This window comes from Oerskovia jenensis (assembly GCF_016907235.1).
Lineage (GTDB): Bacteria > Actinomycetota > Actinomycetes > Actinomycetales > Cellulomonadaceae > Oerskovia > Oerskovia jenensis.
Genome location: NZ_JAFBBO010000001.1, coordinates 201,962 through 226,538 on the forward strand (window position 1 = coordinate 201,962; position 24,577 = coordinate 226,538).

The following is a 24,577-nucleotide window of genomic DNA, read 5'->3' on the forward strand; positions in this document are numbered from 1 at the left end:
TAGTTGGCCACCTCCAACACACGACGCGCCAGGCCCGTACGCACCCTGGTGACCCTCGCTGTACTGATCCTCGCGCTGTTCGCGTCGATCTTCGCCGGCACCAAGTGGTCGGACGCGAGCATCACGCCCGGACTCGCCCTCGACCTGGAGGGCGGCACGCAGATCATCCTGACGCCGATCGCCTCCGAGGGTGAGGTCACCGACGAGACGATCACGCAGGCGATCAACGTGATCCGCCAGCGCGTCGACTCCTCAGGAGTCACCGAGGCGGAGATCACGAGCCAGGGCAAGAACATCGTCGTCGGTCTGCCCGGCACCCCGAGCGACGAGACGCTCGACCTCGTGCGCAAGTCCGCGCAGATGCGGTTCCGCCCGGTCCTGACCGTCGGCGCCCCCGCCCCGGTGGTCTCCGAGACCCCGACCGACGCCCCCGCGGAGCCGGAGACCCCCGTCGTCCCCGCGAACCCGAGCGACCTCGCGCAGATCACCCCCGCGATCACCGCCGAGTTCGACGCGCTCGACTGCACCGACCCCAAGAACCTCACGGGCGGACTGGGCGACGAGCCCGACGCGCCCCTGGTCACGTGCGCCGACGACGGCAGCGCCAAGTACATCCTGGGACCGGTCGAGATCGAGGGCACCGAGATCTCCAACGCGAGCTCGGGCATGGGCACCACGGCGCAGGGCGTGAGCACCGGCCAGTGGGTCGTCAACCTCGAGTTCAACAACCAGGGCACCAAGGAGTTCGAGGAGACCACGAGCCGCCTCGTGTCCCTGCCCTCCCCGCAGAACGCGTTCGCGCTCGTGCTCGACGGGCTCGTCATCTCCGCCCCGACCGCGAACGACGTCATCAGGGACGGCAAGGCCGAGATCTCCGGCAGCTTCACGCGCGAGAGCGCCGCGCTCCTGGCCAACCAGCTCAACTTCGGCTCGCTCCCGCTGACCTTCGAGGTCCAGAGCGAGCAGCAGATCTCCGCGACCCTCGGTAGCGAGCAGCTCGAGAAGGGCCTCATCGCGGGCGCGATCGGCCTCCTGCTCGTCGTGATCTACTCGCTCTTCCAGTACCGGGCCCTGGGCCTGGTGACGGTCGCCTCGCTCGGCATCGCCGCCGTGCTCACCTTCGGGGTGATCCTGCTGCTGTCCTGGACGATCGGGTACCGCCTGTCGCTGCCCGGTGTCGCGGGCATCATCGTCGCGATCGGCATCACCGCGGACTCGTTCATCGTGTACTTCGAACGCATCCGCGACGAGCTGCGCGACGGCCGCACCCTGAACTCGGCCGTCGAGAAGGGCTGGGACCGCGCCCGGCGCACCATCCTGGCCTCCGACGCGGTCAACTTCCTCGCCGCGGTCGTGCTCTACTTCCTGGCCGTGGGCGGCGTGCGCGGCTTCGCGTTCACGCTCGGACTGACGACCCTGATCGACCTCGTCGTCGTCTTCATGTTCACGCACCCGGTCATGCAGCTCCTCGCCCGGACCAAGTTCTTCGCGAACGGGCACCCGGCCTCGGGCCTGGACCCGCGCCGGCTCGGCGCGACCACGCGCTACGCCGGACGTGGACGCGTCACGAGCCCCGGTGCCGCCGACGCGAAGGACGCACCGGTCACCGACGCGCCCGTCGACGAGCCCTTCGGCAGCCCCGCACGCGAGAAGGTCGGCGCCGGAGCGAGCCTCCACAGCACGAGCACGAGCACGGGCGAGGGGGGCCGGATGACGATCGCCGAGCGCCGCGCCGCGGCCCGCCGCGCTGCCGAGACCGACGCCACCACCACCGGCTCCTCGACCGAGGGCGACAAGAACGAGGAGAACCTCTGATGGCGCAGGGATTCGCCCAGTGGGGCAACGACCTCTACACGGGGCGCAAGTCCTACCAGATCGTCGGCCACCGCCGCCGCTTCTACATCGTCGCGATCGTCATGGTCGTGCTGTCGTTCGGGGTCCTGCTCACCAAGGGCTTCAACCTCGGCATCGACTTCCGCGGCGGCTCGGAGTTCGTCGTCTCCAACGTGAGCGACACCAGCCAGCAGCCCGCGATCGACGCCGTGGCCGAGGTAGCACCCGACGAGGTCCCGCGCGTCACGACCGTCGGCGGCAGCGCAGTCCGCATCCAGACCGACCGCCTGACCGCGGACGAGGTCACCGAGGTGCGCGACGCGCTCGCGGGGGCCTACTCCGTGACCGAGAACGACGTCACGACCGCGTTCATCGGCCCCAGCTGGGGCAAGGACGTCTCGCAGAAGGCCATCACCGGACTCATCGTCTTCCTGGCCCTCGTGGGCCTGGTCATGACGATCTACTTCCGCAACTGGCGCATGGCCGCGGCCGCGCTCATCGCGCTGTTCCACGACCTCATCATCACGGTCGGGATCTACGCGGCGATCGGCTGGGAGGTCACCCCCGCGACCGTGATCGGCTTCCTGACGATCCTCGGGTACTCGATCTACGACACCGTCGTGGTCTTCGACAAGGTCCGTGAGAACACGCACGGCGTGCTCGACCAGACCCGCAGCACCTACGCCGAGCGTGCCAACCTGGCGGTCAACCAGACCCTCGTCCGGTCGATCAACACCTCGGTCGTGGCGCTGCTGCCCGTGAGCGCCATCCTGTTCATCGGCGCGTTCCTCCTGGGAGCCGGCACGCTGCGCGACATCTCGCTCGCGCTGTTCGTCGGCATGGCCGTCGGTGCCTACTCCTCGATCTTCCTGGCCACGCCCCTGGAGGTCACGCTGCGCGAGCGCGAGCCCGCCATCAAGGAGCACACCAAGAAGGTCCTCGAGAAGCGTGCGGCGCTCGTCGCACAGGCCACGGAGTCGACGGGCGGCGCGACGGACGACGCGGCGCTGGCCGCGGCCGGGGTCCAGGGCGGGGCCCAGCTCCAGCCGGGCTCCCACCAGGGCGTCAAGGCGCAGCCGCGACGCAAGCGGGGGCACTGAGCACCGATGAGCACCAGCAGCATCCTTCCCGTCGGACTCACGGGCCTGGGGGACGAGCGCGCGGCCGAGGTCCTCGGCCTGATCCGCGACGTCCCGGACTACCCCCAGCCCGGCGTCACGTTCCGTGACATCACCGGCCTGCTCGCCGACGGCAAGGCGCTCGGCGACGTGGTCGACTCCCTCGCGGCCTTCGCCGCGGGGGGCGTCGACCTCGTCGCCGGTCTCGAGGCCCGTGGCTTCCTGATCGGCGCCCCGCTCGCGACCCGCCTGGGTGTCGGCTTCCTGCCGTTGCGCAAGGCCGGCAAGCTCCCGCCCCCCACCGAGACCGTGACCTACGACCTCGAGTACGGCACGGCCTCGATCGAGCTGCGCACCGGGACGCTGACCCCCGGCGCGCGGGTCCTCGTGGTCGACGACGTCCTGGCCACGGGCGGGACCGCCTCGGCCGGTGCGGAGCTCGTGGAGCGCTGCGGGGGCGTCGTCGTGGGCGTCGCGTTCCTGCTCGAGCTCGACGGCCTGGGCGGACGTGAGCGGCTCGCGGGCCGCCAGGTCGACACGCTCCTGCGCGTGGAGTCGTAGGATTGCCACTCCGACGGACGTCGAGATTCTCCGGCGATCAGGGTGAGGAGGCACGCATGAGCGAAGAGACACGGACCGGTCGGTCCACGAGCGACAGCGGGCAGTCCTCGGCAGCGCGGGTGCGGTCCCGCTTGGTGCGGTTCGGGGTCCGGGGGAGCCAGGGGGGTATCCCGGCGCTCGAGCCCGTGCTCCAGGCTGTTCGAACGAACCATCCCAAGTCGGACCTGTCGGTCATCGAGCGCGCGTACGTGACCGCGGAGAAGGCCCACCGCGGTCAGCTGCGCAAGAGCGGCGACCCGTACATCACCCACCCGGTCGCGGTCGCGACGATCCTCGCGGACCTCGGTTTCGACGGCGCGACGCTCGCCGCGGCCCTGCTGCACGACACGGTCGAGGACACCGAGTACTCGCTCGAACGCCTCACCGAGGAGTACGGCGAAGAGATCGCCATGCTCGTCGACGGCGTCACCAAGCTCGACAAGGTCAAGTACGGCGACGCGGCGCAGGCCGAGACCGTGCGCAAGATGGTCGTGGCCATGGCCCGTGACATCCGTGTCCTCGTCATCAAGCTCGCCGACCGCCTGCACAACGCCCGGACCTGGAAGTTCGTCCCGTCGTCCTCGGCCGAGCGCAAGGCACGCGAGACGCTCGAGATCTACGCGCCGCTCGCGCACCGCCTCGGCATGAACACCATCAAGTGGGAGCTCGAGGACCTGTCGTTCGCGACGCTCTACCCCAAGGTGTACGAGGAGATCGTGCACCTGGTCGCCGAGCGCGCGCCGGCGCGCGAGGAGTACCTCGCCGTGGTCCGCGAGCAGGTGACCGCAGACCTGCGCACCGCGAAGATCAAGGCGACCGTGACGGGGCGCCCCAAGCACTACTACTCGATCTACCAGAAGATGATCGTGCGCGGGCACGACTTCGCGGAGATCTACGACCTGGTCGGCGCGCGTGTCCTCGTGGACACCGTGCGGGACTGCTACGCGGCGCTCGGCGCCCTGCACGCACGATGGAACCCTGTGCCCGGGCGGTTCAAGGACTACATCGCGATGCCCAAGTTCAACATGTACCAGTCGTTGCACACCACGGTCATCGGTCCCGGCGGCAAGCCCGTCGAGATCCAGATCCGCACGCACGACATGCACCGCCGCGCCGAGTACGGGGTCGCGGCGCACTGGAAGTACAAGGAGGTCGCCAAGTCGAGCGGCGCTCCGGACACCGCCTCGACCGACATGCAGTGGCTGCGCCAGCTCGTCGACTGGCAGCGCGAGACCGCGGACCCCTCGGAGTTCCTCGACTCGCTGCGCTTCGAGATCGGCGGCGCGGAGGTCTACGTCTTCACACCCAAGGGCGACGTCATCGCGCTGCCCGCGGGCTCGACCCCTGTCGACTTCTCCTACGCGGTGCACACCGAGGTCGGCCACCGCACCATGGGTGCGCGCGTCAACGGGCGCCTCGTCCCGCTCGACTCCAAGCTGGAGAACGGCGACGTCGTCGACGTCCTGACGTCCAAGTCGGAGACCGCGGGCCCCAGCCGTGACTGGCTCGCGTTCGTCTCCAGCCCGCGTGCCCGCAACAAGATCCGGCAGTGGTTCTCCAAGGAGCGCCGCGAGGAGGCCGTCGAGCACGGCAAGACCGCGATCGCCAAGGCCATGCGCAAGCAGAACCTGCCGATCCAGCGCCTGCTCAGCCACGAGTCCCTCGTGGGTCTCGCGAACGAGATGCGCTACCCCGACGTCTCGGCGCTGTACGCGGCGATCGGCGAGGGGCAGATCTCGGCCGCGAGCGTCGTGCAGAAGCTCGTGCACGCCATGGGTGGCGAGGACGGCGCGTCCGAGGACCTCGCCGAGGTCGCCCGTCCCGGGCACACGTCCCGCCGACCCCGCACGGGCGACCCGGGTGTGGTCGTCAAGGGCGTGGACGACATCTGGGTCAAGCTCGCCAAGTGCTGCACCCCGGTGCCGGGCGACGAGATCATCGGCTTCATCACGCGCGGTCAGGGCGTCAGCGTCCACCGTGCGGACTGCGCCAACGTCGTGGGCCTGCGCAACCAGCCCGAGCGCATCGTCGAGGTCGACTGGACCACGGGCAGCAACGCCCTGTTCCTCGTGCAGATCCAGGTCGAGGCGCTCGACCGTTCCCGCCTGCTCTCGGACGTGACCCGGGTCCTGTCCGACCACCACGTCAACATCCTGTCCGCGACGGTCTCGACGTCGAACGACCGGGTCGCGATGTCCCGGTTCGTGTTCGAGATGGCCGAGCCCGGGCACCTGGCCACGGTCCTGTCCGCGGTCCGCAAGATCGACGGCGTGTTCGACGTCTACCGCATCACGGGCTCCAAGGCCGCCGAGCAGCCGCCGCTCCCGGCGTAGGGCCGGGCTGGGTACCCCCCGCCCGGCCCGTCCCGACGACGCCGCTGACCACGACGCCGCTCACCACGGGGCCGCCCGGCCCGCGGTGAGCGGCCGTCCCCCGGGGGCCGCGTGCCCAGGCCCCAGCGCCCGTTCGGCGGGTGCCCGCGCGCGGCCGGTGGCAGCATCGGGGCATGGACCTGCCCGTGCTCCCGCCCACGCTGCCCATGCTCGCGAAGTCGGTCTCGGGCGTCCCGGACCCGGACACGGTCGAGGGCGGCCTGGTGTTCGAGCCCAAGTGGGACGGGTTTCGCGCGATCGTCTACCGCGACGGCGACGAGGTCCGCCTCGACAGCCGCAGCGCCAAACCCATGGAGCGCTACTTCCCGGACGTCGTGGCGGCCGTGCTCGACGCCCTGCCCGAGCGGTGCGTGGTCGACGGCGAGATCGTGCTCGCGCAAGGGGGCCGTCTCGACTTCGAGGCCCTCCAGCAGCGCATCCACCCCGCGGCCTCGCGCGTCGCGCGACTGGCCGAGGAGACCCCCGCGAGCCTCGTGGTGTTCGACCTGCTGGCCCTGGGCGACGACGACGTCACGGCCGAGCCGCTGAGCCGACGCCAGGAGCGGCTGGAGGGTCTGGGCCTCGACGGCCCGCACGTGCACCTGACCCCGCGCACGACCGACCGTGCGGTGGCCCAGGAGTGGTTCGCCGTCTTCGAGGGGGCCGGGCTGGACGGGGTCGTCGCCAAGCCGCTCGCGGCGCCCTACCAGCCGAACAAGCGCGCCATGCTCAAGGTCAAGCACGAGCGCACGGCCGACGTCGTGCTCGCCGGGTACCGCCTGCACAAGACCTCGACCCCCGAGGAGCCGCTCGTGGGGTCGCTGCTCCTGGGGCTGTACGACGACGCGGGGTCGCTGCAGTTCGTCGGTGTCGCGGCGTCGTTCCCGCGGGCGCGCCGGGCCGAGCTCGTCTCCGAGCTGGCTCCCCTCGTGCTCGACCCGGACGACCCGGACGGCCGGGACGCAGGCGAGCACCCCTGGGCCGGGTGGGAGAGCCCCGGTACGGGCCGCATGCCCGGCGCGCAGTCACGCTGGAGCGGCACGAAGGACCTGTCGTTCGTGCCGTTGCGGATCGAGAAGGTGCTCGAGGTCGCGTACGACCACATGGAGGGCAGCCGGTTCCGGCACACCGTCCAGCTCCGGCGCTGGCGCACCGACCGCGAGCCGTCGTCGTGCACGTACGACCAGCTCGAGGAGCCCGTGAGCTACCGCCTCGACGAGCTGCTGCCGGGGGCGCCGGGCGTCGCGTGAGCGCACGGCGCAGGGCTGGACGGGCAGCGCCGGCCGTGACGGCAGCGCTGCCATGCCCCCAGGGGGCGCCTCAGGGCTCCTTCTCGGCGCGTGCGGACCGGGGGAGGGTCACTCGCCCGGTGCGGTCTCCTCGTGGCGCGAGGCGTCCTTGCTGGGCTGCACACGCTTGGGCTCGCCGGGCATCTTGGGGTGCTCGGGCGGGTAGGGCAGGTCGCCCAGGCCGTGGTCGCGCTCGTCGCGCGCCGCGAGCTCGAGCGTCTGCTCGAGCGAGAACCGTGGCTCGGGGGCCGCGGCGTCGAGGCGTGCGTGCAGGTCACCCACCTGCTCGAAGCGCGCGGGCATGGTCAGCACGTCGAAGTCGTCCGGCCCGACGTCGGGCACCTCCTCCCAGCGCAGCGGCGCCGAGACCGTGGCCCGGGCGTTCGAACGGATCGAGTACGCCGAGGCGATCGTGCGGTCGCGCGCCATCTGGTTGTAGTCGACGAAGATCTTGACCCCGCGCTCCTCCTTCCACCACTTCGTGGTGACCTGGTCGGGCAGGCGCCGTTCGAGCTCGCGACCGATCGCGATCGTCGCGCGGCGCGCCTGCACGAAGGTCCATCTCGGCTGGATCGGGACGAAGACGTGCAGCCCGCGGCCGCCCGAGGTCTTGGGGAAGCCCTCCAGGCCCAGCTCGCCCAGCAGCTCGCGCAGGTGCGGGGCGACACGTGCGGCGTCCGAGTAGTCGGTGCCGGGCTGCGGGTCCAGGTCGATACGGAGCTGGTCGGGGGACTCCACGTCCGCGCCCGTCACGGGCCACGGGTGGAAGGTCAGGGTCCCGAGGTTCGCCGCCCACAGCACCACGGCCAGCTCGGTCGGTCGGACCTCGTCGGCGGTACGGCCGCTCGGGAATGCGATCCTGGCCGTCTCGACGTAGTCCGGGGCCCCCTGGGGGATGCGCTTCTGGTAGAACGCGTCGCCGCTGTTGTCCGTGCGGGTGCTCAGCCGCGCGCCCTCGAAGACTCCCTTGGGCCAGCGTTCGAGCGTCGTGGGCCGCTCACGCAGCGCCGCGAGGATGCCGGGCCCGACGGACCGGAAGTAGGTGACGACGTCGAGCTTGGTCAGCCCGCGGCTGGGGAAGACGACACGGTCGGGGCTCGTGACGCGCACGGTGCGCCCGTCGACGTCGAGCTCGACCGCCGGGGTCGTGGAACGAGGCATCCCCTCACGGTAGACGTGGGGCCGTCCCGGCGCCCGGCGACGATCCGGCGTCCTGCGGCGTGGACCGGGCCAGGAAGTCGGTGAGCAGCGCCCTCGCCTGCGGACGGCCCGTACGGCGGTGCCGCAGATCGAGGATCCGCAGGGCGGCCCCGACGTCCAGCCCGGCCTGCTCCAGCAGGGCCCGCAGCACGGGCACCGCGACGTGGGGGTCGGTGAGGCAGGCGATGTCCACCGCAGTCCGTTCGACGGTCGTCACGAGGACCGTCCCGAGCTCGATCGTCTCGGGTCGCAGCAGGGCGCTCTGGCGCGCCACCCGGCCGTGGCGCGGCGGCGGGCGGTGGACCCCCAACGGGTGGACGACCTCGAGCACGGCGCCTGCCGCGACCCCGCAGTGCACCCACGCGGCACTGACGCCGCCGACCACGGTGCGTGGGGGCACGAGGGGCGCGAGGGAGAGTGCGCGGACCGCGGGGGTGAGATCCGTCGTCGGGCGCACCGCGGCGTCCTCCCGGACCCGCACGAGCGCCCCGCACCGGACCAGGTCCGTCCAGGCGACCCGACCACCCACGTGCTCGGGGCGCACCAGCAGCGGTGCTTCCTCGACCCGGACGTCCATCGCGACGTCCGCCGGCGTGCGGACGCGAGCCGGCGGCGCGGCAGGGAGCGGGAGCAGGGTGGTCACGAACCCCAGCCTGACGTGCTTCCGGGGCATGCGCGAGGGGCCCGCGCGAGCCTGTGGACAGGGCGTTCGTCCACAGGCCCTCACGGGCCCCTCGTGCGGTGCGGGATCAGCCGCGCGAGTCCTCGGCGGCCTTGACGACCTGCTCGAGCCACGCACGACGAGCCGTGATCGCCGACTCGATCTCGGCGATCTTGCGCTTGTCACCCTTGGCCGTCGCGGCAGCCAGGTCGTCCTCGAGGCCCGCGATCGCGGACTCGAGCTGGGCAGCAGCCCCCTCGGCGCGCGCACGCGTCTCGGGGTTCGAGCGCGACCACTGCGACTGCTCGGCGTCACGGACAGCGGTCTCGACCGCGCGCAGGCGAGCCTCGACGCGCTGGACGTCGGCACGCGGCACCTTGCCCGCGTCCTCCCACTTCTCCTGGATGTCGCGCAGGGCGACCTTCGCCTGGGCCAGGTCCGTGACCGGCACGAGCTTCTCGGCCTGCTCCAGGAGGGCCTCCTTGACCACGAGGTTCTGCGCGTACTCGGCGTCCGTCGCGGCGTTGAGCTCGTCGCGAGCCTGGAAGAACGCGTCCTGCGCCGCGCGGAAACGAGCCCACAGGGCGTCGTCGTCGCGACGGTTGGCCCGCCCGGCGGCCTTCCACTCGGTCATGAGGTCGCGGAAGGCTCCCGCCGTCGCGCCCCAGTCCGTGCTGTTCTGCAGGGCCTCGGCGCGCTGGACCAGCTTCTCCTTGACGTCCTTGGCCGAGGAGTTGCGCTGCTCGAGCTCGGCGAAGTAGTGCCGGCGCTCGCGGTCGAACGCCGTCCGGGCGTGGCTGAAGCGCTTCCAGAGCGCCTCCTCGCTGGTCCGGTCGATCCTCGGCCCGTTGCGCTGGGCGTCCTTCCACTGGTCGAGGAGCTTGCGCAGCTCCTCGCCGGCCGGACGCCACTGGATGCGCGACGGATCGGTCGAGGCGATCTTCTCGGCAGCCTCGATGATCTCGGTGCGCGCCGCGAGCGCCGCCTCCTTGGCCGCGTTGCGCTCGGCCTCGAGCTCGGCGCGGCGGGCGGCCGCGACCGTGCGCAGCGACTCGACGTGCGCGCGCAGGCCGTCGAGGTCGCCCACGGCGGACGGCTCGGCGGTCTCCTCGGTGAGCTTGGCGAGCGTCGAGTCGATCTCCTTGACGGACAGGTCCGTGCCGGTCAGGCGCGCCTCGAAGAGCGCGACCTTGGCCTGGAGGTCGAGGTAGCGGCGCACGTAGAGCGCGAGCGCCTCCTCGGGAGTGACCCCGGGGAACTGCCCGACGCTGCGCTCGCCCGCGGCCTCGGTCACGTAGACCGTGCCGTCCTCGTCGACGCGGCCGAAGCCCGCGGCGGCCTTGGCGGCCGCGCTGTCGTCGGGGATGACCGCGGCGGCGGCGGCCGGGGCGATGGTCGCGGCGGCCGGAGCGGCCGGTGCCGGGATCCCCGGCTTGGGGGGACGCGGCACGGGGATCGCGCTCGGCTTGGGCGCTGCAGAGGGCTTGGGCGTGGCGGTCGGCCGGGGGGCCGGTGCGGCCTCGTCGGTGGCTTCGACCTCAGGCTCTGCTGGAGCCTCGACCTCAACCTCGACCTCAGCCTTGGGCTCGGCGGTGGGCTCGGTCACCTCGGCCTCGGTGACGGGCTGCTCGGAAGGAGTCTCGTCCGTGACGGGCGCGCTGTCCTCGTCGCTCGCGGCGGCGGGGGGCGTGGACTCGACCTGCTCGGCTGCGTCGGGCGCGGCCTCGGCCGGTTCAGCGACCGCCGGCACCTCGACCTGCTCCGTTGCGGTGGCCTCCTCGGATGCCTGCGCCGGAGAGTTCGCGTGGTTCTCGGTGCTCTCGCTCACTGGGTCTCAACTCCTTCGATGGTGACCGGGTTGGCGGGGGACCCGTTGCCGGACCCGTCCGCCGTGCCCGCGTCAGCGACTGCTCGGACGACGTCCAAGCCGGATGTGATCTTGCCGAAGACGGTGTACCCGCCCGTGGTGGTCGGCAAGGTGGTGTCCTCGTAGACGAGGAAGAACTGGCTGCCCATGGTGTCCGTGCCGGCGTCGGTGCGCGCCATGGCGATGGTGCCGGCCGGGTAGAGACCGTCCTCGGGGGCGTTCTCGACCGGCCCGAACTCGTACCCCGGGCCCCCGGTGCCGGTGCCCGTCGGGTCACCGCACTGCAGGATGAAGATGCCCTCGGTGGTCAGCCGGTGGCAGTCCGTGCCGTCGAAGAACCCGCCCTGGGCGAGCGAGACGAAGTTCGCGACGGCCTGGGGGGCTGCCTGCCCGTCGAGGGTGAACGCGATCTCTCCCGCGCTGGTGCGCAGGTCGCCCGTCCACTCCCGGCCCTCGGCGTCGGCGGCCGGCGGGAGGGTGAAGGTCTTGTCGGGGGCGTTCGCCCGGACGGCGAGCACGGTCACGACCGCGACGACCGCGACGCCGGTGAGCGCGCCGGCGATCGTCCATGCCCGACGCCTGCGCGCGCGAGCCTCGGACTGGCGCTGGGTCCACTTCTGCTCACGCAGACGGGCACGCTCGCGTTCGCGCTTGCTCGTTGACACCCCAACTCCTTCGTCTCCCGCCACGGGCAGGTCCGCGTGCCGGCGCGAAGGCGCGTGATCGCACGGGTGATGCACGGTTTCAGAGGACAGTCTAGGCATCGGGAGCGTTCTGGCGCCGTGTCTTATCGCCTTTCAGGTCACGGTCCGGTATCAGGTGTCCTGTTTGTGAGGTCGGTACTGTCCCTGCATGGACATCTTTCTGGTGGTCGCCCCGGTGTTCGGGACCAACTGCACGATCGTCGTGCCGGACCCGCAGGGCACCCTGCCCGACGACGTGCCTCGCCCGTGCGTGATCGTCGACGCCGGGGCGGGGGTCGTCGCGGGCGTCACGGCGCTCGTGCGTGAGCACGATCTGGCACCCACCGCGGTCCTGGCCACGCACGGGCACGCCGACCACACGTGGGACGCCGCCGAGCTGTGCGACCAGTACGAGGTCCCGCTGTGGATCCACGCGGCCGACGCGTACCGGCTCGCCGACCCGCTCGGCACGATCGAGCACGGGACCTCGACGGGCGGACCTCTCACGAGCGGGCCGCTGGCCGCCGCGCTCGCGGCAGGCGGCGCCCGGGCCGAGGACTACCGGGAACCGGGCGAGGTGCGGACGTTCGGCTCGGGCGGTGGGTCCGGCGCCTCGCTGGTGCCCGGACCTGGCGGCACGTCGGTGGCCGACCCGCGCGTACGGCTCGACCTGGGTGGCGTCCTGGTCGACGCGCTGCACGCGCCGGGCCACACCCAGGGCTCGACGCTCTACCTCCCGGTCGCCCCGGGGCGCGAGGACGGCGCCGTCGACGGACAGGCGGCCGGGGTCGTGCTCGCCGGGGACGTCCTGTTCGCCGGGTCCGTCGGGCGGACCGACCTGCCCGGAGGGGACGGCGAGACGATGCAGCGAACCCTGCGCGACGTCGTCGGGCGCCTCGACGACCGGCTCGAGGTGGTTCCCGGCCACGGGCCCCTGACGACGATCGGCCGCGAGCGCCGCACCAACCCGTACCTGCGGGGCCTGTGAATCGATTGCTCGTTCGGTCGGAACGTCTGGAAGGATCGGGTCCCATGGCCCGACCTACACCTCTCTCCGGTTTCCCCGAATGGCTCCCTGCTGGACGCGTCGTGGAGCAGCACGTGCTCGACACGCTGCGCCGCACGTTCGAGCTCCATGGTTTCGCGGGGATCGAGACGCGGGCCGTCGAGCCCCTGGACCAGCTGCTGCGCAAGGGCGAGACCTCCAAGGAGGTGTACGTGCTGCGCCGGCTCCAGGAGGAGGCCGACTCGTCCGAGGGGGCCGCGCGGGACCGGGGCGGCAAGGGGGACAAGCAGCTCGGCCTGCACTTCGACCTGACGGTGCCGTTCGCGCGGTACGTGCTGGAGAACGCCGGGCACCTCGCGTTCCCGTTCAAGCGCCACCAGATCCAGAAGGTGTGGCGCGGTGAGCGTCCGCAGGACGGGCGCTTCCGTGAGTTCGTGCAGGCGGACATCGACGTCGTGGGTGCGGGCGAGCTGCCCTACCACTTCGAGGTCGAGCTGCCGCTGGTCATGGCCGAGGCGCTGGGCGAGCTGCGCTCGATCGGTGTCCCCGAGGTCCGCATCCTGGTGAACAACCGCAAGGTCGCCGAGGGCTTCTACCGCGGGCTGGGCCTGGACGACGTCGAGGGCGTGCTGCGCTCGATCGACAAGCTCGACAAGATCGGGCCGGACAAGGTCGCGGCGCTGCTGGTCGCCGAGACGGGCGCGACGTCCGAGCAGGCGGCCGCGTGCCTGGCGCTCGCGGCGATCTCCGGATCGGACGCGACCGTCGCGGTGCGGGTGCGGGCGCTCGCGGCAGAGCACGCCGTGACGTCCGAGCTGCTCGAGGAGGGGCTTCGTGAGCTGTCGGCGCTGATCGACGCGGCGGCCGTGCGGGCGCCGGGCGTCGTGGTCGCGGACCTGAAGATCGCGCGCGGCCTGGACTACTACACGGGCTCGGTCTACGAGACCGTCCTGGTGGGGCACGAGCAGCTCGGGTCGATCTGCTCGGGCGGGCGCTACGACACCCTTGCCTCGGACGGCGCGAACACCTATCCGGGCGTGGGGCTGTCGATCGGGGTCTCCCGCCTGGTCTCGCGCCTGCTGAGCGCGGGCCTGGTCCGTTCGACGCGGTCGGTGCCGAGCGCGGTGGTGGTCGCGGTCACGAGCGAGGAGACGCGGCCCGCGTCGGACGCGGTCGCGGTGGCGCTGCGTTCGCGCGGCATCCCGGTCGAGGTCGCGCCGAGCGCGGCGAAGTTCGGCAAGCAGATCAAGTTCGCGGACCGTCGCGGCATCCCGTTCGTGTGGTTCCCCGCGGGGATCGGCGCGGACGGCGAGGTCGTGCCGCACCAGGTCAAGGACATCCGCTCGGGCGAGCAGGTCGCCGTGGACCCGGCGGTGTGGGTGCCGTCCGAGGCGGACCTGTGGCCGCGGGTCGTGCCCGCGGAGGAGTGAGACCGGTGCCCGGGCGCTGACCCGGGTGGACGTGCGTGAGGCCCGGCGGGGGAGTCCCTGCCGGGCCTCACGCGTGAATGTCGGGTGGTGCGGGCGACGATCCAGGCCCCGGACGTCTCGCGGCCGAAGGTCATGCGGACGGCGACTGCGTCGACAAGTGGTTCGAACGTGTGTTCGAATGGTGCGATGAGGTGGGACGGGCAGGCGATCACGGCGGACGACGGGGCGCTGCCCGGGCTCGGGCGCATGGCGGGGCTCGTGCGGACGGTGCGCACCCCGGAGTTCGCCGGGGTCACGTTCCACGAGGTGCTCGCCAAGAGCGCGCTGTCCAAGGTGCCGGGGGAGTCCCGGATGCCGTTCACCTGGACCATCAACCCGTACCGCGGGTGTTCCCATGCGTGCTCGTACTGCTTCGCGCGCCCCTCGCACCGTTACCTCGACATGAACCCCGGCGAGGACTTCGACAGCCAGATCGTCGTGAAGATGAACGTCGCCGAGGTGCTGCGTGCCGAGCTCGCCAAGCCGTCCTGGGCGGGCGACGCGGTCGCGCTCGGCACCAACACGGACCCGTACCAGCGCGCCGAGGGGCGCTACCGGCTCATGCCCGGGATCATCGACGCCCTCGAGGCCGCGCGCACACCGTTCTCGATCCTCACCAAGGGCACGCTCCTGCGCCGAGACCTCCCGCGCCTGACGCAGGCGGCCGAGCACGTGGACGTCGGCATCGGGGTCTCCCTGGCCTTCGTCGACGAGGACCTCCAGCAGGCCGTCGAGCCCGGCACCCCCACGCCGCGCGCCCGTCTTGACCTGATCCGTGCCGCCCGGGCCGCCGGGCTGCCGTGCGGGGTCATGATCGCCCCGGTCCTGCCGTGGCTCACCGACTCGACCGACCACCTCACGCGCCTGCTCGACGCGGTCCACGAGGCCGGCGCGACCGGCGCCACGGTGCTCCCGCTGTTCCTCAAGCCCGGCACCCGCGAGTGGTTCATGGCCTGGCTGCGCCGCGACCACCCCGAGCGGGTCGCGGGGTACGAACGCATCTACGCGGGCGGGTCGTACGCGAGCCGCGCGTACCGGGACTGGTTGTGGGACCGGGTGCGCCCCCTGCTCGTCGAGCGCGGCTTCGCGAGCGCAGGGCACCGGTCCCGGGCGCGCACGTCCGGCCACGCCCGGACCGCCTGGCACCCCGAGACCCCTGGTGAGCGAGCGCGGCCCGACGAGGGCGACTACCCGGCCGGGAGTCTGGTGACGCAGCACCGGGACAGCGGCGGACCGCCAGGACGTACGGGCACGAGCGCGGCCGCGAGCGCCGAGCAGCTGCTCTTCTAGCGTGTCGGCGACTGCCCCCGCGCTCAGTCCTGCGCGAGCCGCGCCGGGAACCCGCCCGTGGCCACGGGCCCCCAGCCCGTGATCGTCACGCGCAGCAGCGACTTGCCCTGCGCGACCATGGCCTGGCGGTACTCGTCCCAGTCGGGGTGCTCCCCGGCGATCGACCGGTAGTACTCGACGAGGGGCTCGACCGAGTCGGGCAGGTCGATCACCTCGGCCGTGCCGTCGACCTGCACCCAGGCGTCGTCGAAGTCCTCGCCCAGGACGCACAGCGACGCGGCGGGGTCGCGCCGCAGGTTCACGGCCTTGGCGCGGTCGGGGTAGGTCGAGACCACGACGCGCCCCTCGCCGTCGACCCCGTACGTGACGGGGCTCATCTGCGGGGCGCCGCTCGCGCGCCGGGTCAGCAGCACGGCCCGCCGGTCGGCGCGCAGGAACTCGACGAGCTCGGCGCGCCCGAGCCGTTGGGTGGTCGCGATCCGTCTGGTCATGGGTGCCTCCCGGGGAGTTCTCCTGAACGTGGTCCGCTCAGAGACTAGACTCGTCCGAGTGCGTCGTCTGCGCACTCCCCACTCCCATCCCGGGACGCCACTGCGCGCCCCGGCATGTTCCGGAAGGACTCACTCCGTGCTCCGCACCCACACAGCCGGCTCCCTGCGGGCCGAGCAGATCGGTCAGACCGTCACCCTCACCGGGTGGGTCGATCGTCGCCGCGATCACGGTGGAGTGGCCTTCATCGACTTGCGCGACGCCTCGGGCATCGCCCAGGTCGTCATCCGTGACGAGTCGATCGCGCACCCGCTGCGCGCCGAGTTCGTGCTCCAGGTCACCGGTGTCGTCTCCCGGCGCCCCGAGGGCAACGAGAACAAGAACCTCCCCACGGGTGAGGTCGAGGTCGTGGTGAGCGACGTCGTCGTGCTCAACGAGTCCGCACCGCTGCCGTTCCAGGTCTCCACGGCCCTCGAGGGCACCGAGGTCATCGGCGAGGAGGCGCGCCTCAAGCACCGCTACCTCGATCTGCGCCGCCCCACCCCGGCCCACGCCCTGCGCCTGCGCGCCAAGGCCAACCAGGCTGCACGCCGCGTGCTCGACGCGCAGGACTTCGTCGAGATCGAGACCCCGACCCTGACGCGCTCGACCCCGGAGGGCGCGCGCGACTTCCTGGTTCCCGCACGCCTGGCCCCCGGCTCCTGGTACGCGCTGCCGCAGTCCCCGCAGCTCTTCAAGCAGCTGCTCATGGTCTCGGGCATGGAGCGCTACTACCAGATCGCCCGCTGCTACCGCGACGAGGACTTCCGCGCGGACCGCCAGCCCGAGTTCACGCAGCTCGACGTCGAGATGAGCTTCGTCGAGCAGGACGACGTGATCGCGCTCGGCGAGCAGATCCTCGTCGCGCTGTGGGACCTCATCGGGTACAAGATCCCCACGCCCATCCCGCGCATGACGTTCCACGACGCGATGCGCCTGTACGGGTCGGACAAGCCGGACCTGCGCTTCGGCAACCCGCTCGTCGAGCTCACGGACTACTTCAAGGACACGCCGTTCCGCGTCTTCCAGGCCGAGTACGTGGGCGCCGTCGTCATGGCGGGCGGGGCCTCGCAGCCGCGCCGCCAGTTCGACGCCTGGCAGGAGTGGGCCAAGCAGCGCGGGGCCAAGGGCCTGGCGTACGTGACGTTCCAGGAGGACGGGACCCTCGCGGGCCCGGTCGCCAAGAACCTGTCCGACGCCGAGCGCGAGGGCCTGCGCGACGCGACCGGCGCCCAGCCGGGCGACGCGGTGTTCTTCGCGGCGGGCCGGACCAACGAGTCGCGCGCCCTGCTGGGCGCCGCCCGTCAGGAGATCGCCAAGCGCACCGGGCAGATCGACGAGAACGCCTGGGCGTTCGTCTGGATCGTCGACGCCCCGCTGTTCAAGCCCACGGGTGAGGCCGCCGACGAGGGCGACGTCGCCCTCGGCAACTCGGCCTGGACCGCGGTGCACCACGCGTTCACCTCGCCCACGCCCGAGTGGATCGACACGTTCGAGCAGAACCCGGGCGAGGCGCTCGCGTACGCGTACGACATCGTGTGCAACGGCAACGAGATCGGCGGCGGCTCGATCCGTATCCACCGCCGCGACGTCCAGGAGCGCGTGTTCGCGGTCATGGGCATCGGCGAGGAGGAGGCGCAGGAGAAGTTCGGCTTCCTGCTCGACGCCTTCGCGTTCGGCGCCCCGCCGCACGGCGGCATCGCGTTCGGCTGGGACCGCATCGTGGCGCTGCTGACGAAGTCGGAGTCGATCCGCGACGTCATCGCGTTCCCCAAGTCGGGCGGCGGGTACGACCCGCTGACCCAGGCGCCCGCGCCCATCACGGCGCAGCAGCGCAAGGAGGCGGGCGTCGACGCCAAGCCCAAGGCCGCGCCCGCCGACGAGCCGGCCGCCGCGGACGCTGCCGTCACCGGGAAGGCGTGAGCGCCCCGGACACCCGCACGCTGGCAAGGACGCTGGGAGGCTCGACCGGTCTGAGGGACCGGTGGGCCTCCCACCCCTTTGTCCTGGTGGACCTCCCCGAGTGGGACGTGCGCGGGGTGTGGCAGGACGAGCACGCGTGCGTGCTGAGCGTGGCGGCACGGGTCCCTCTCGGTGAGGGCGAGGTGCCCGACGGCGGCGCTCACCACGAGCGTGTCGGCCTGTGGGGCATGGGCTCGCCCGAGGCGACCGCGACCCTGCTGGCACGCGTGGCCCAGGACGGCGAGCTCGGGGAGCACGTCGTGAGCGCGGGCCTGCCGCGCGGGACCCTCACGGTCCTGGGGGACCGGTGCGCGAGCGAGGACCTGCCGACGATCCTGCGCGAGCCCGACCGCGAGAAGTCGGTCTCGACGTGGGACTTCTTCGCGACCCGCGAGGCCCCCGCCGCCCAGCCGGGCGAGGAGCACGTCGAGGCCCTGACCGGCCCCGCGGCGCCGGCCGAGGTCCGGGAGTGCCTGGACGTGGCGAACCCGCTCGCGGAGATGAGCCCCGAGGACCCGCTGACGCGCTGGTGGGGCTGGCGCGACCCCGACGGGGTGCTGCGCGGCGTCGTCGGCGCCCGGCAGGCGGTCCCCGGAGCCCCGTGGTCGCTGGGCAGCGTCGCGACCGACCCCACGTGGCGCGGGCACGGCATCGCTGCGGCCACGACGGCCGTCGTGACCCGGGCCGGGCTCGCCGAGTCGGACTGGGTCACGCTGGGCATGTACGCCGACAACGACGCCGCCCGGCGCGTCTACACCCGGCTGGGCTACGCCGTCGTGCAGGAGTTCGAGAGCCGGCACTGAGCCGCGCCCGCCCCTGGTGTCCCGCTGGGTGCGGAGCAGCCGTCGCCGAACGCCCGTCGTTCTCGACAGCTGCTCCGCACTCGGCGACCGGGCACGGCCACCCGGGTCAGTGGGTGATCGAGAACTTCGAGTACAGCCACCTCAGGTGCTTGGGCGCCCACCAGTTGGCCCGGCCCAGCAGCGTCATGGTCGCGGGCACCAGCAGGATCCGCACGATCGTCGCGTCGATGAAGACCGCCACGGCCAGCGCGAAGCCGACCTCCTTGATGACGAGCAGCTCGCCGAACACGAAGCCCGCGAACACCACGATGATGATGGCCGCGGCCGACGTGATGATGCGTCCCGAGCGCTGCAGCCCCAGACGCACCGCCTCGTCGTTCGACAGGCCCGCGTCGTGCAGCTCCTTGATCCGGGACAGCAGGAACACCTCGTAGTCCATCGCCAGCCCGAACGCGAACGCGACGACCAGGGCCACGACGTACGTCTCGATGCCGCCCGCCGACGCGAAGTCGAGCACGCCCTCCAGGTGCCCCTCCTGGAACACCCACACCAGCACGCCCAACGACGCGGCCAACGACAGAGCGTTCGTCAGGAGCGCCTTGACCGGGATGAGGACCGAGCCCGTCATGAGGAACAGCAGCACGAACGTCGCGACCACCACGATCCCCACGGCCCACCACACCCGGTCCGCGAGCGCCGCCCGGAAGTCGACCTGCCCGGCGGCCTGCCCGGTGACGTAGTACGTGAACCCGGGGTCCTGGGCGCGCAGCTCCTCGACGACGGCCACGGCCTCGGGGCCGCCCGCGTCGGCGGCGTCGAGGTGGACCCCGACGAGCGCGTGGTCGTCGCCGACGGGGACCACGGGGTCCACCCGCTCGACGCCGTCGAGGCCCGCGATCTCGTCGGCCCAGACCTGGGCGTCCTCGGTCGTGGAGTCGGTCACGACGCGGACGTCGGCGCTCGCGGACGCGGGGAACTGGGCGGAGAGCTCGTCGACGAACTCGCGCTGGGGCGAGCTCTGGGGCAGGAGCTCGATGCCCGAGTTGCGCATCTGCAGCCCGAGCACGGGCAGCGCGAGCACCACCAGGACGGCGACGGTCGCGAGCATGACCCACACCGGGTGGCGTTGGACGCGGCCCGTGAGCCGGGAGAAGAAGCCCTCGTCGGACTGGACGTCGGCCGTGCGGGCCAGGACGGCGCGCAGCCCGGGGACCTTGCTCAGGACGCCGGGCCGGATGAGCCGGTGACCGGCGAGCGCGAGCAGGGCGGGCACGAGCGTCATCGCGGTCGCCACGGCGATGAGGATGACGGCGAGCCCGGCGGCGCCGATGGCCCGCAGGATGTCGGGCTCGAAGACCATGAGGCCCGCGATCGAGATCGCGACGGTCAGCGCGGAGAAGGCCACGGTGCGGCCCGCGGTGGCCATGGTGCGCACGACGGCGGTGGTCACGTCGGCGTCGCGTCGGCGTGAGCGGCGGGTCGCGCGGCCGGAACGGGCCCCACCGGCCGCACCGGACCCCGGCGCCGTCCCGGGCGCGGCCTCGACTGCCGGTGCCGCGCGCCCCGGCGACGCGTCGTCGAGCAGGTGCAGCTCCTCGCGGAAGCGCGAGACGATGAGCAGCCCGTAGTCGATCGACAGGCCCAGGCCCAGCAGGGTCACGACGTTGACGACCGACGCGTCGATGGTCAACGGGTAGGACAGGCCCAGGAGGACCCCGAGCCCGGCCCCGATCGAGGCGATGGCCCCGGCCATGGGCATCGCGGCCGCGAGGAACCCCCCGAAGACCAGGACCATGACGAGCAGGGCGATGGGCAGGGCGATCATCTCGCCCGTCGTGAGGTCCTTCTCGACCTGCGAGGTGATGGCCTCGACGATCAGGTCGTTGCTCGACACGAGCCCGGTCGCGTCGGGCGCGACGTCGGCGAGGTCCGCGGGGACCGCCTCGAGGATCTCGACGACGTCGGTCGCCGCGGCCGACTGGGCGTCCTCGTCGAGGCCCGGCTCGAGCGTCACCGACAGCACGAACCCGTCGCCGTCGGCTGCGACGAGCGACTGCGCGGCCTCGGTCTCGACGCCGCCGGGGATCACGAACGGGTCGACGACGGTCTCGACCCCGGCGACCGCGGCGAGGTCCTGGTGCACGGGGGTCATGACCTCGGCGACGGCCGGGTCCGCAGGATCGACCCCGCTCAGCAGCAGCGAGATCGTCTCGCCCGTCTCCGCCTGGTCGGTCAGGATCTGCGTGCCGCGTTCGCTCTGCGAGCCCGGCACCGAGGGCTCGCCCGTGGTCAGGCGGTCGAACAGGCTCTCGCCGTGGACCCCCACGACGGCGAGCGCGAACCCGGCGACGGTCAGCACCACCCACACGGCGACGGTCAGACGGGGACGGTGGGCGACGGCGCGGCCAAGGCTCTCGAACACCCCGCCAGCATGGCACCTCGGGCTCCTGCGTGCCGGGGTGTGCACAGTGTGGGCGGCACGCTCTCGCCCGGTGCGACCACCCGGGCGGCGTGCGCCGTATCAGGGGGTCCAGGGCGGGGTGGTCGAGGGGTGTGGGTGGCGGTGCGTAGGCTCGGAGCATGCTTCCCGGGATGGACCTGTTCGACTCCGCGACCTCAGGCACCCAGGGGACTCCTCGCCCGGGGCCGGGTGCGCCGCTCGCGGTGCGCATGCGCCCCGCCGCGCTCGACGAGGTCGCCGGTCAGGAGCACCTGCTCGTCGCGGGGTCGCCGCTGCGCCGACTCATCGAGGTGGACGGGCCCGGCGCCTCGCGCGCCGCCCCGGGCTCCGTCATCCTGTGGGGCCCGCCGGGCACGGGCAAGACGACCCTGGCCTACCTCATCGCCACGACCTCGGGTCGGCGCTTCGTCGAGCTCTCGGCCGTGACCGCGGGCGTCAAGGACGTGCGCCAGGTCATCGAGGACGCCCGCCGGCGCCTCGCGACGGGCGGCGAGGAGACGGTCCTGTTCATCGACGAGGTCCACCGCTTCTCCAAGTCCCAGCAGGACGCGCTGCTGCCCAGCGTCGAGAACCGCTGGGTCACGCTCGTGGCCGCCACGACCGAGAACCCGAGCTTCTCGGTCAACTCCCCGTTGCTCTCGCGCTCGCTCCTGCTCACGCTCAAGCCCCTCACTGCCGACGACGTGCGCGCGCTGGTGCGTCGCGCACTGGACGACGAGCGTGGGCTCGGCGGCACGGTCGCGCTCGCCGAGGAGGCCGAGGAGCACCTGGTCCGCCTCGCGGGCGGCGACGCCCGCAAGGCCCTGACCATCCTCGAGGCCGCCGCGGGGGCCGCGCTGTCCGAGGTCCCGGACGCCCCCGTGCGCACCACGGACCGGCCCGACGCCGACGTCGCGGACGTGAGCGGCGCCGTCGGGCCCGGCGACGAACCGGGGGAGGGCGCGTCGTCCGACACGCCCGACGAGACGGACGAGGCCGCCTCGACCGACGAGCCCACGCCGCACGCGCCGCCCGACGTCGTGGTCGTCGACCTCGAGACCATGGAACGTGCGATCGACGTCGCCGCGGTGCGCTACGACCGTGACGGCGACCAGCACTACGACGTCACGAGCGCGTTCATCAAGTCCGTGCGCGGTTCCGACGTCGACGCCTCGCTGCACTACCTCGCGCGCATGATCGCCGCGGGGGAGGACCCGCGGTTCATCGCCCGGCGCATCGTCATCTCGGCCGCGGAGGACGTCGGCATGGCCGACCCCAGCGCGCTGCAGACCGCGGTCGCCGCGGCCCAGGCCGTCGCGCTCATCGGCATGCCCGAGGCCCGGATCATCCTCGCGGAGGCCGTCGTGCACCTCGCGACCGCCCCCAAGTCCAACGCGGCGTACCTCGGGATCGACGCGGCGCTCGCGGACGTGCGGGCCGGGAAGGTCGGCACGGTGCCCGCCCACCTGCGCGACGCGCACTACGCGGGTGCCAAGGAGCTGGGGCACGGCAAGGGGTACAAGTACGCGCACGACGCCCCGCACGCGGTCGCGCGCCAGCAGTACCTGCCCGACGTCCTGCAGGGCACGCGCTACTACACACCCACCGACCGCGGGTTCGAGCGGTCGGTGACCGAGCGGCTCGACCGGATCCGCCAGATCCTCGGGGACTGACCCCGCGCGGTCCCACCGTGTGGGGCTCGCCCCCGCGCCCGTGCGGTAGACTTCTCAGGTTGTCTCCGCCCGTCAGGGCAGGGACGGCCACCTGGGACCTCGGCCCCGCAGCCCCGCAGGCCCCCCCGACCCCGGTCGAGGGGAGTCGACATCCTCACGGATCACGGCGGTGGCTCATCGGCTGGTCCCGCACCCGGCAATCCGCACGGGTGTGACGTCAGTACACACGACAGGACAGGAACACACTGTGTCTTCAGTGACTCGTTCGCGCCGCCAGGTTCGCCTGAGCCGCGCGCTGGGCCTCGCGCTCACGCCCAAGGCAGTCAAGCACTTCGAGAAGCGTCCCTACCCGCCCGGTGAGCACGGCCGTGCCCGTCGCCGCACCGAATCGGACTACGCGGTGCGTCTTCGCGAGAAGCAGCGTCTGCGCGCCCAGTACGCGCTCCGCGAGAAGCAGATGGCTCGCGCCTACGAGGACGCTCGCAAGGACGCCGGTCTGACCGGTGAGGCCATGGTCGAGAACCTCGAGATGCGTCTCGACGCGCTCGTGCTGCGTTCGGGCTTCGCCCGCACCATCCTGCAGGCGCGCCAGGCCGTCGGCCACCGCCACATCCTCGTCGACGGCAAGATCGTCGACCGCCCCTCGTTCAAGGTGAAGCCGGGTCAGACGATCCAGGTCAAGCCGAAGAGCCAGGCCACCACGCCGTTCCAGGTCGCCGCCGCCGGTGCGCACCGCGACGTCCTGCCGGCCGTCCCGGCCTACCTCGACGTCCAGCTCGAGAAGCTGAGCGCCGTCCTGGTGCGTCGCCCCAAGCGCGTCGAGGTCCCCGTGACCTGCGAGGTCCAGCTCGTCGTCGAGTACTACGCTCGCTGATCCTCCTGCGCGGCTGCTGCCGCGCGCCGCGCACGAACGCCTCGCTCACCGCTTCGACGGGGAGCGGGGCGTTCGTGCATCCGGGTAAGGTTTCGCGAGGCGTGGACGTCACGTCGCGCCGTCGAAGGAGGAGCAGGAGATGTCCGTAGGAGATGTGGCCGGGCTGATCGCCGCCATCGCATTCGTGCTGCTGGTCGGGGTCCTCGCGGTTCCTCTGGTCAAGCTCGGCCGGGTGCTCGACGAGGCACGGGTGAGCATCAAGGAGGTCACGGACCACTCGGTGCCGATCCTCGACGAGGCCGCGACCACCGTGGCCACGACGAACAGCCAGCTCGTCAAGGTCGACACGATCACGACGTCCGCAGCACAGGTCAGCGAGAACGTCTCGGCCCTCACGGGGCTGTACGCGGCGACCTTCGGGGCCCCGCTCGTCAAGGTCGCGGCGTTCACGTACGGCGTGCGCCAGGCGTTCGCGCGGGCCTCGGGCCGCTCGGGCTCCGGACCGCGGACCGGCCGCTGATGCGTCGGGTCTTCTGGGTCGGCGTCGGCGTCGCCATCACGGTCGTGGTGGTCGTCAAGGGGCGGCAGGTGATCGCTCGCTACGCGCCCGCCTCGCTCGTCGACCAGGCCACCGACCAGGTCAACTCGCTCGGCGAGAAGGCCACGAGCTTCGTGTCCGTCTTCCGCGAGGAGTTCCGCACCGCGCGCGACGCGCGCGAGGCCGAGCTGCTCGCGTCCCTGCTCGCCGAGGGCCAGCCGAACCCCGACGACGTGCGCGCGGCCCGTGCGGCGCGCCGCGAGCGCGCGGGGGACGGCGCCGACGACGACGAGGACCTGCTCGGGTACTCGTTCTACTGATCCACCCACCGGGCCCGCTGCCTCCCGCGCGACGTGCGTCGCGCGCACGGG

The 24,577-nt window shown here is 72.4% G+C and carries 20 protein-coding genes; 14 read left to right on the forward strand and 6 right to left on the reverse strand.

Annotation, left to right across the window (positions count from 1 at the left end; all coding sequences use genetic code 11):
• Nucleotides 1–48: 48 nt before the first annotated feature.
• From secD to JOD49_RS00950, 5 genes are all read left to right on the forward strand, one after another.
• Nucleotides 49–1,815, forward strand: coding sequence for a protein translocase subunit SecD (secD, locus tag JOD49_RS00930; protein WP_307822295.1), 1,767 nt, complete (start codon nucleotides 49–51; stop codon nucleotides 1,813–1,815).
• A complete protein-coding gene (secF, locus tag JOD49_RS00935; RefSeq protein ID WP_205305575.1) occupies nucleotides 1,815–2,933 on the forward strand; it encodes a protein translocase subunit SecF in 1,119 nt (372 codons plus the stop codon). Before secD ends, secF begins: the two co-directional genes overlap by 1 nt.
• 6 nt (nucleotides 2,934–2,939) lie before the next feature.
• Nucleotides 2,940–3,512, forward strand: a complete 573-nt coding sequence (locus JOD49_RS00940; protein ID WP_205305576.1) for an adenine phosphoribosyltransferase — start codon at nucleotides 2,940–2,942, stop codon at nucleotides 3,510–3,512.
• Between the two features lie 56 nt (nucleotides 3,513–3,568).
• Nucleotides 3,569–5,884, forward strand: coding sequence for a RelA/SpoT family protein (locus tag JOD49_RS00945; RefSeq protein ID WP_205305577.1), 2,316 nt, complete (start codon nucleotides 3,569–3,571; stop codon nucleotides 5,882–5,884).
• Between the two features lie 173 nt (nucleotides 5,885–6,057).
• Nucleotides 6,058–7,173 (forward strand): ATP-dependent DNA ligase, encoded by a 1,116-nt coding sequence (locus JOD49_RS00950; protein ID WP_205305578.1) that lies wholly within the window; start codon nucleotides 6,058–6,060, stop codon nucleotides 7,171–7,173.
• 108 nt (nucleotides 7,174–7,281) lie between these two features.
• On the opposite strand, the gene ligD is transcribed toward JOD49_RS00950, so the two are convergent.
• The 4 genes from ligD to JOD49_RS00970 form a co-directional block, all read right to left on the reverse strand.
• On the reverse strand, nucleotides 7,282–8,373 hold the full coding sequence (gene ligD / locus JOD49_RS00955) for a non-homologous end-joining DNA ligase (RefSeq protein WP_205305579.1): 1,092 nt from the start codon (nucleotides 8,371–8,373) through the stop codon (nucleotides 7,282–7,284).
• 4 nt (nucleotides 8,374–8,377) lie between these two features.
• The gene (locus JOD49_RS00960; RefSeq protein WP_205305580.1) at nucleotides 8,378–9,055 is read right to left on the reverse strand and encodes a hypothetical protein; all 678 of its coding nucleotides are present in this window, start codon (nucleotides 9,053–9,055) and stop codon (nucleotides 8,378–8,380) included.
• Nucleotides 9,056–9,161: 106 nt separating this feature from the next.
• Entirely contained in the window at nucleotides 9,162–10,901 is a 1,740-nt protein-coding gene (locus JOD49_RS00965; protein WP_307822296.1) for a DUF349 domain-containing protein, read from the reverse strand.
• Nucleotides 10,898–11,605, reverse strand: coding sequence for a peptidylprolyl isomerase (locus JOD49_RS00970; protein ID WP_307822297.1), 708 nt, complete (start codon nucleotides 11,603–11,605; stop codon nucleotides 10,898–10,900). Before JOD49_RS00970 ends, JOD49_RS00965 begins: the two co-directional genes overlap by 4 nt.
• A 187-nt stretch (nucleotides 11,606–11,792) precedes the next feature.
• On the opposite strand from JOD49_RS00970, the gene JOD49_RS00975 reads away from it, so the two are divergent.
• The 3 genes from JOD49_RS00975 (at nucleotide 11,793) to JOD49_RS00985 (ending at nucleotide 15,388) form a co-directional block, all read left to right on the forward strand.
• Nucleotides 11,793–12,611, forward strand: coding sequence for an MBL fold metallo-hydrolase (locus tag JOD49_RS00975; RefSeq protein ID WP_205305582.1), 819 nt, complete (start codon nucleotides 11,793–11,795; stop codon nucleotides 12,609–12,611).
• A gap of 44 nt (nucleotides 12,612–12,655) precedes the next feature.
• A complete protein-coding gene (gene hisS / locus JOD49_RS00980) occupies nucleotides 12,656–14,059 on the forward strand; it encodes a histidine--tRNA ligase (RefSeq protein ID WP_205305583.1) in 1,404 nt (467 codons plus the stop codon).
• 186 nt (nucleotides 14,060–14,245) lie between these two features.
• Entirely contained in the window at nucleotides 14,246–15,388 is a 1,143-nt protein-coding gene (locus JOD49_RS00985; RefSeq protein WP_205305584.1) for an Rv2578c family radical SAM protein, read from the forward strand.
• A gap of 23 nt (nucleotides 15,389–15,411) precedes the next feature.
• On the opposite strand, the gene JOD49_RS00990 is transcribed toward JOD49_RS00985, so the two are convergent.
• Nucleotides 15,412–15,879: a PPOX class F420-dependent oxidoreductase gene (locus tag JOD49_RS00990; RefSeq protein WP_205305585.1), complete on the reverse strand. Its 468-nt coding sequence runs from the start codon at nucleotides 15,877–15,879 to the stop codon at nucleotides 15,412–15,414.
• A 136-nt stretch (nucleotides 15,880–16,015) separates the two neighbouring features.
• Between JOD49_RS00990 and aspS the strand changes: the two genes are divergently transcribed.
• A complete protein-coding gene (aspS, locus tag JOD49_RS00995; protein WP_205305586.1) occupies nucleotides 16,016–17,839 on the forward strand; it encodes an aspartate--tRNA ligase in 1,824 nt (607 codons plus the stop codon).
• 86 nt (nucleotides 17,840–17,925) lie between these two features.
• Nucleotides 17,926–18,681: a GNAT family N-acetyltransferase gene (locus JOD49_RS01000; RefSeq protein ID WP_307822298.1), complete on the forward strand. Its 756-nt coding sequence runs from the start codon at nucleotides 17,926–17,928 to the stop codon at nucleotides 18,679–18,681.
• Between the two features lie 106 nt (nucleotides 18,682–18,787).
• On the opposite strand, the gene JOD49_RS01005 is transcribed toward JOD49_RS01000, so the two are convergent.
• Nucleotides 18,788–21,103 (reverse strand): MMPL family transporter, encoded by a 2,316-nt coding sequence (locus JOD49_RS01005; protein WP_205305587.1) that lies wholly within the window; start codon nucleotides 21,101–21,103, stop codon nucleotides 18,788–18,790.
• A 170-nt stretch (nucleotides 21,104–21,273) separates the two neighbouring features.
• On the opposite strand from JOD49_RS01005, the gene JOD49_RS01010 reads away from it, so the two are divergent.
• From JOD49_RS01010 to JOD49_RS01025, 4 genes are all read left to right on the forward strand, one after another.
• Nucleotides 21,274–22,794 carry a replication-associated recombination protein A gene (locus JOD49_RS01010; protein ID WP_205308714.1) on the forward strand — a complete coding sequence of 507 codons (1,521 nt, stop codon included), beginning with the start codon at nucleotides 21,274–21,276 and terminating at the stop codon, nucleotides 22,792–22,794.
• A 247-nt stretch (nucleotides 22,795–23,041) separates the two neighbouring features.
• Nucleotides 23,042–23,668: a 30S ribosomal protein S4 gene (gene rpsD, locus JOD49_RS01015; protein WP_030151397.1), complete on the forward strand. Its 627-nt coding sequence runs from the start codon at nucleotides 23,042–23,044 to the stop codon at nucleotides 23,666–23,668.
• A gap of 139 nt (nucleotides 23,669–23,807) precedes the next feature.
• A complete protein-coding gene (locus JOD49_RS01020) occupies nucleotides 23,808–24,188 on the forward strand; it encodes a DUF948 domain-containing protein (RefSeq protein ID WP_191790463.1) in 381 nt (126 codons plus the stop codon).
• Nucleotides 24,188–24,526: a hypothetical protein gene (locus JOD49_RS01025; RefSeq protein WP_205305588.1), complete on the forward strand. Its 339-nt coding sequence runs from the start codon at nucleotides 24,188–24,190 to the stop codon at nucleotides 24,524–24,526. The genes JOD49_RS01020 and JOD49_RS01025 overlap by 1 nt, the downstream gene beginning before the upstream one ends.
• The last annotated feature ends 51 nt before the right edge of the window (nucleotides 24,527–24,577 follow it).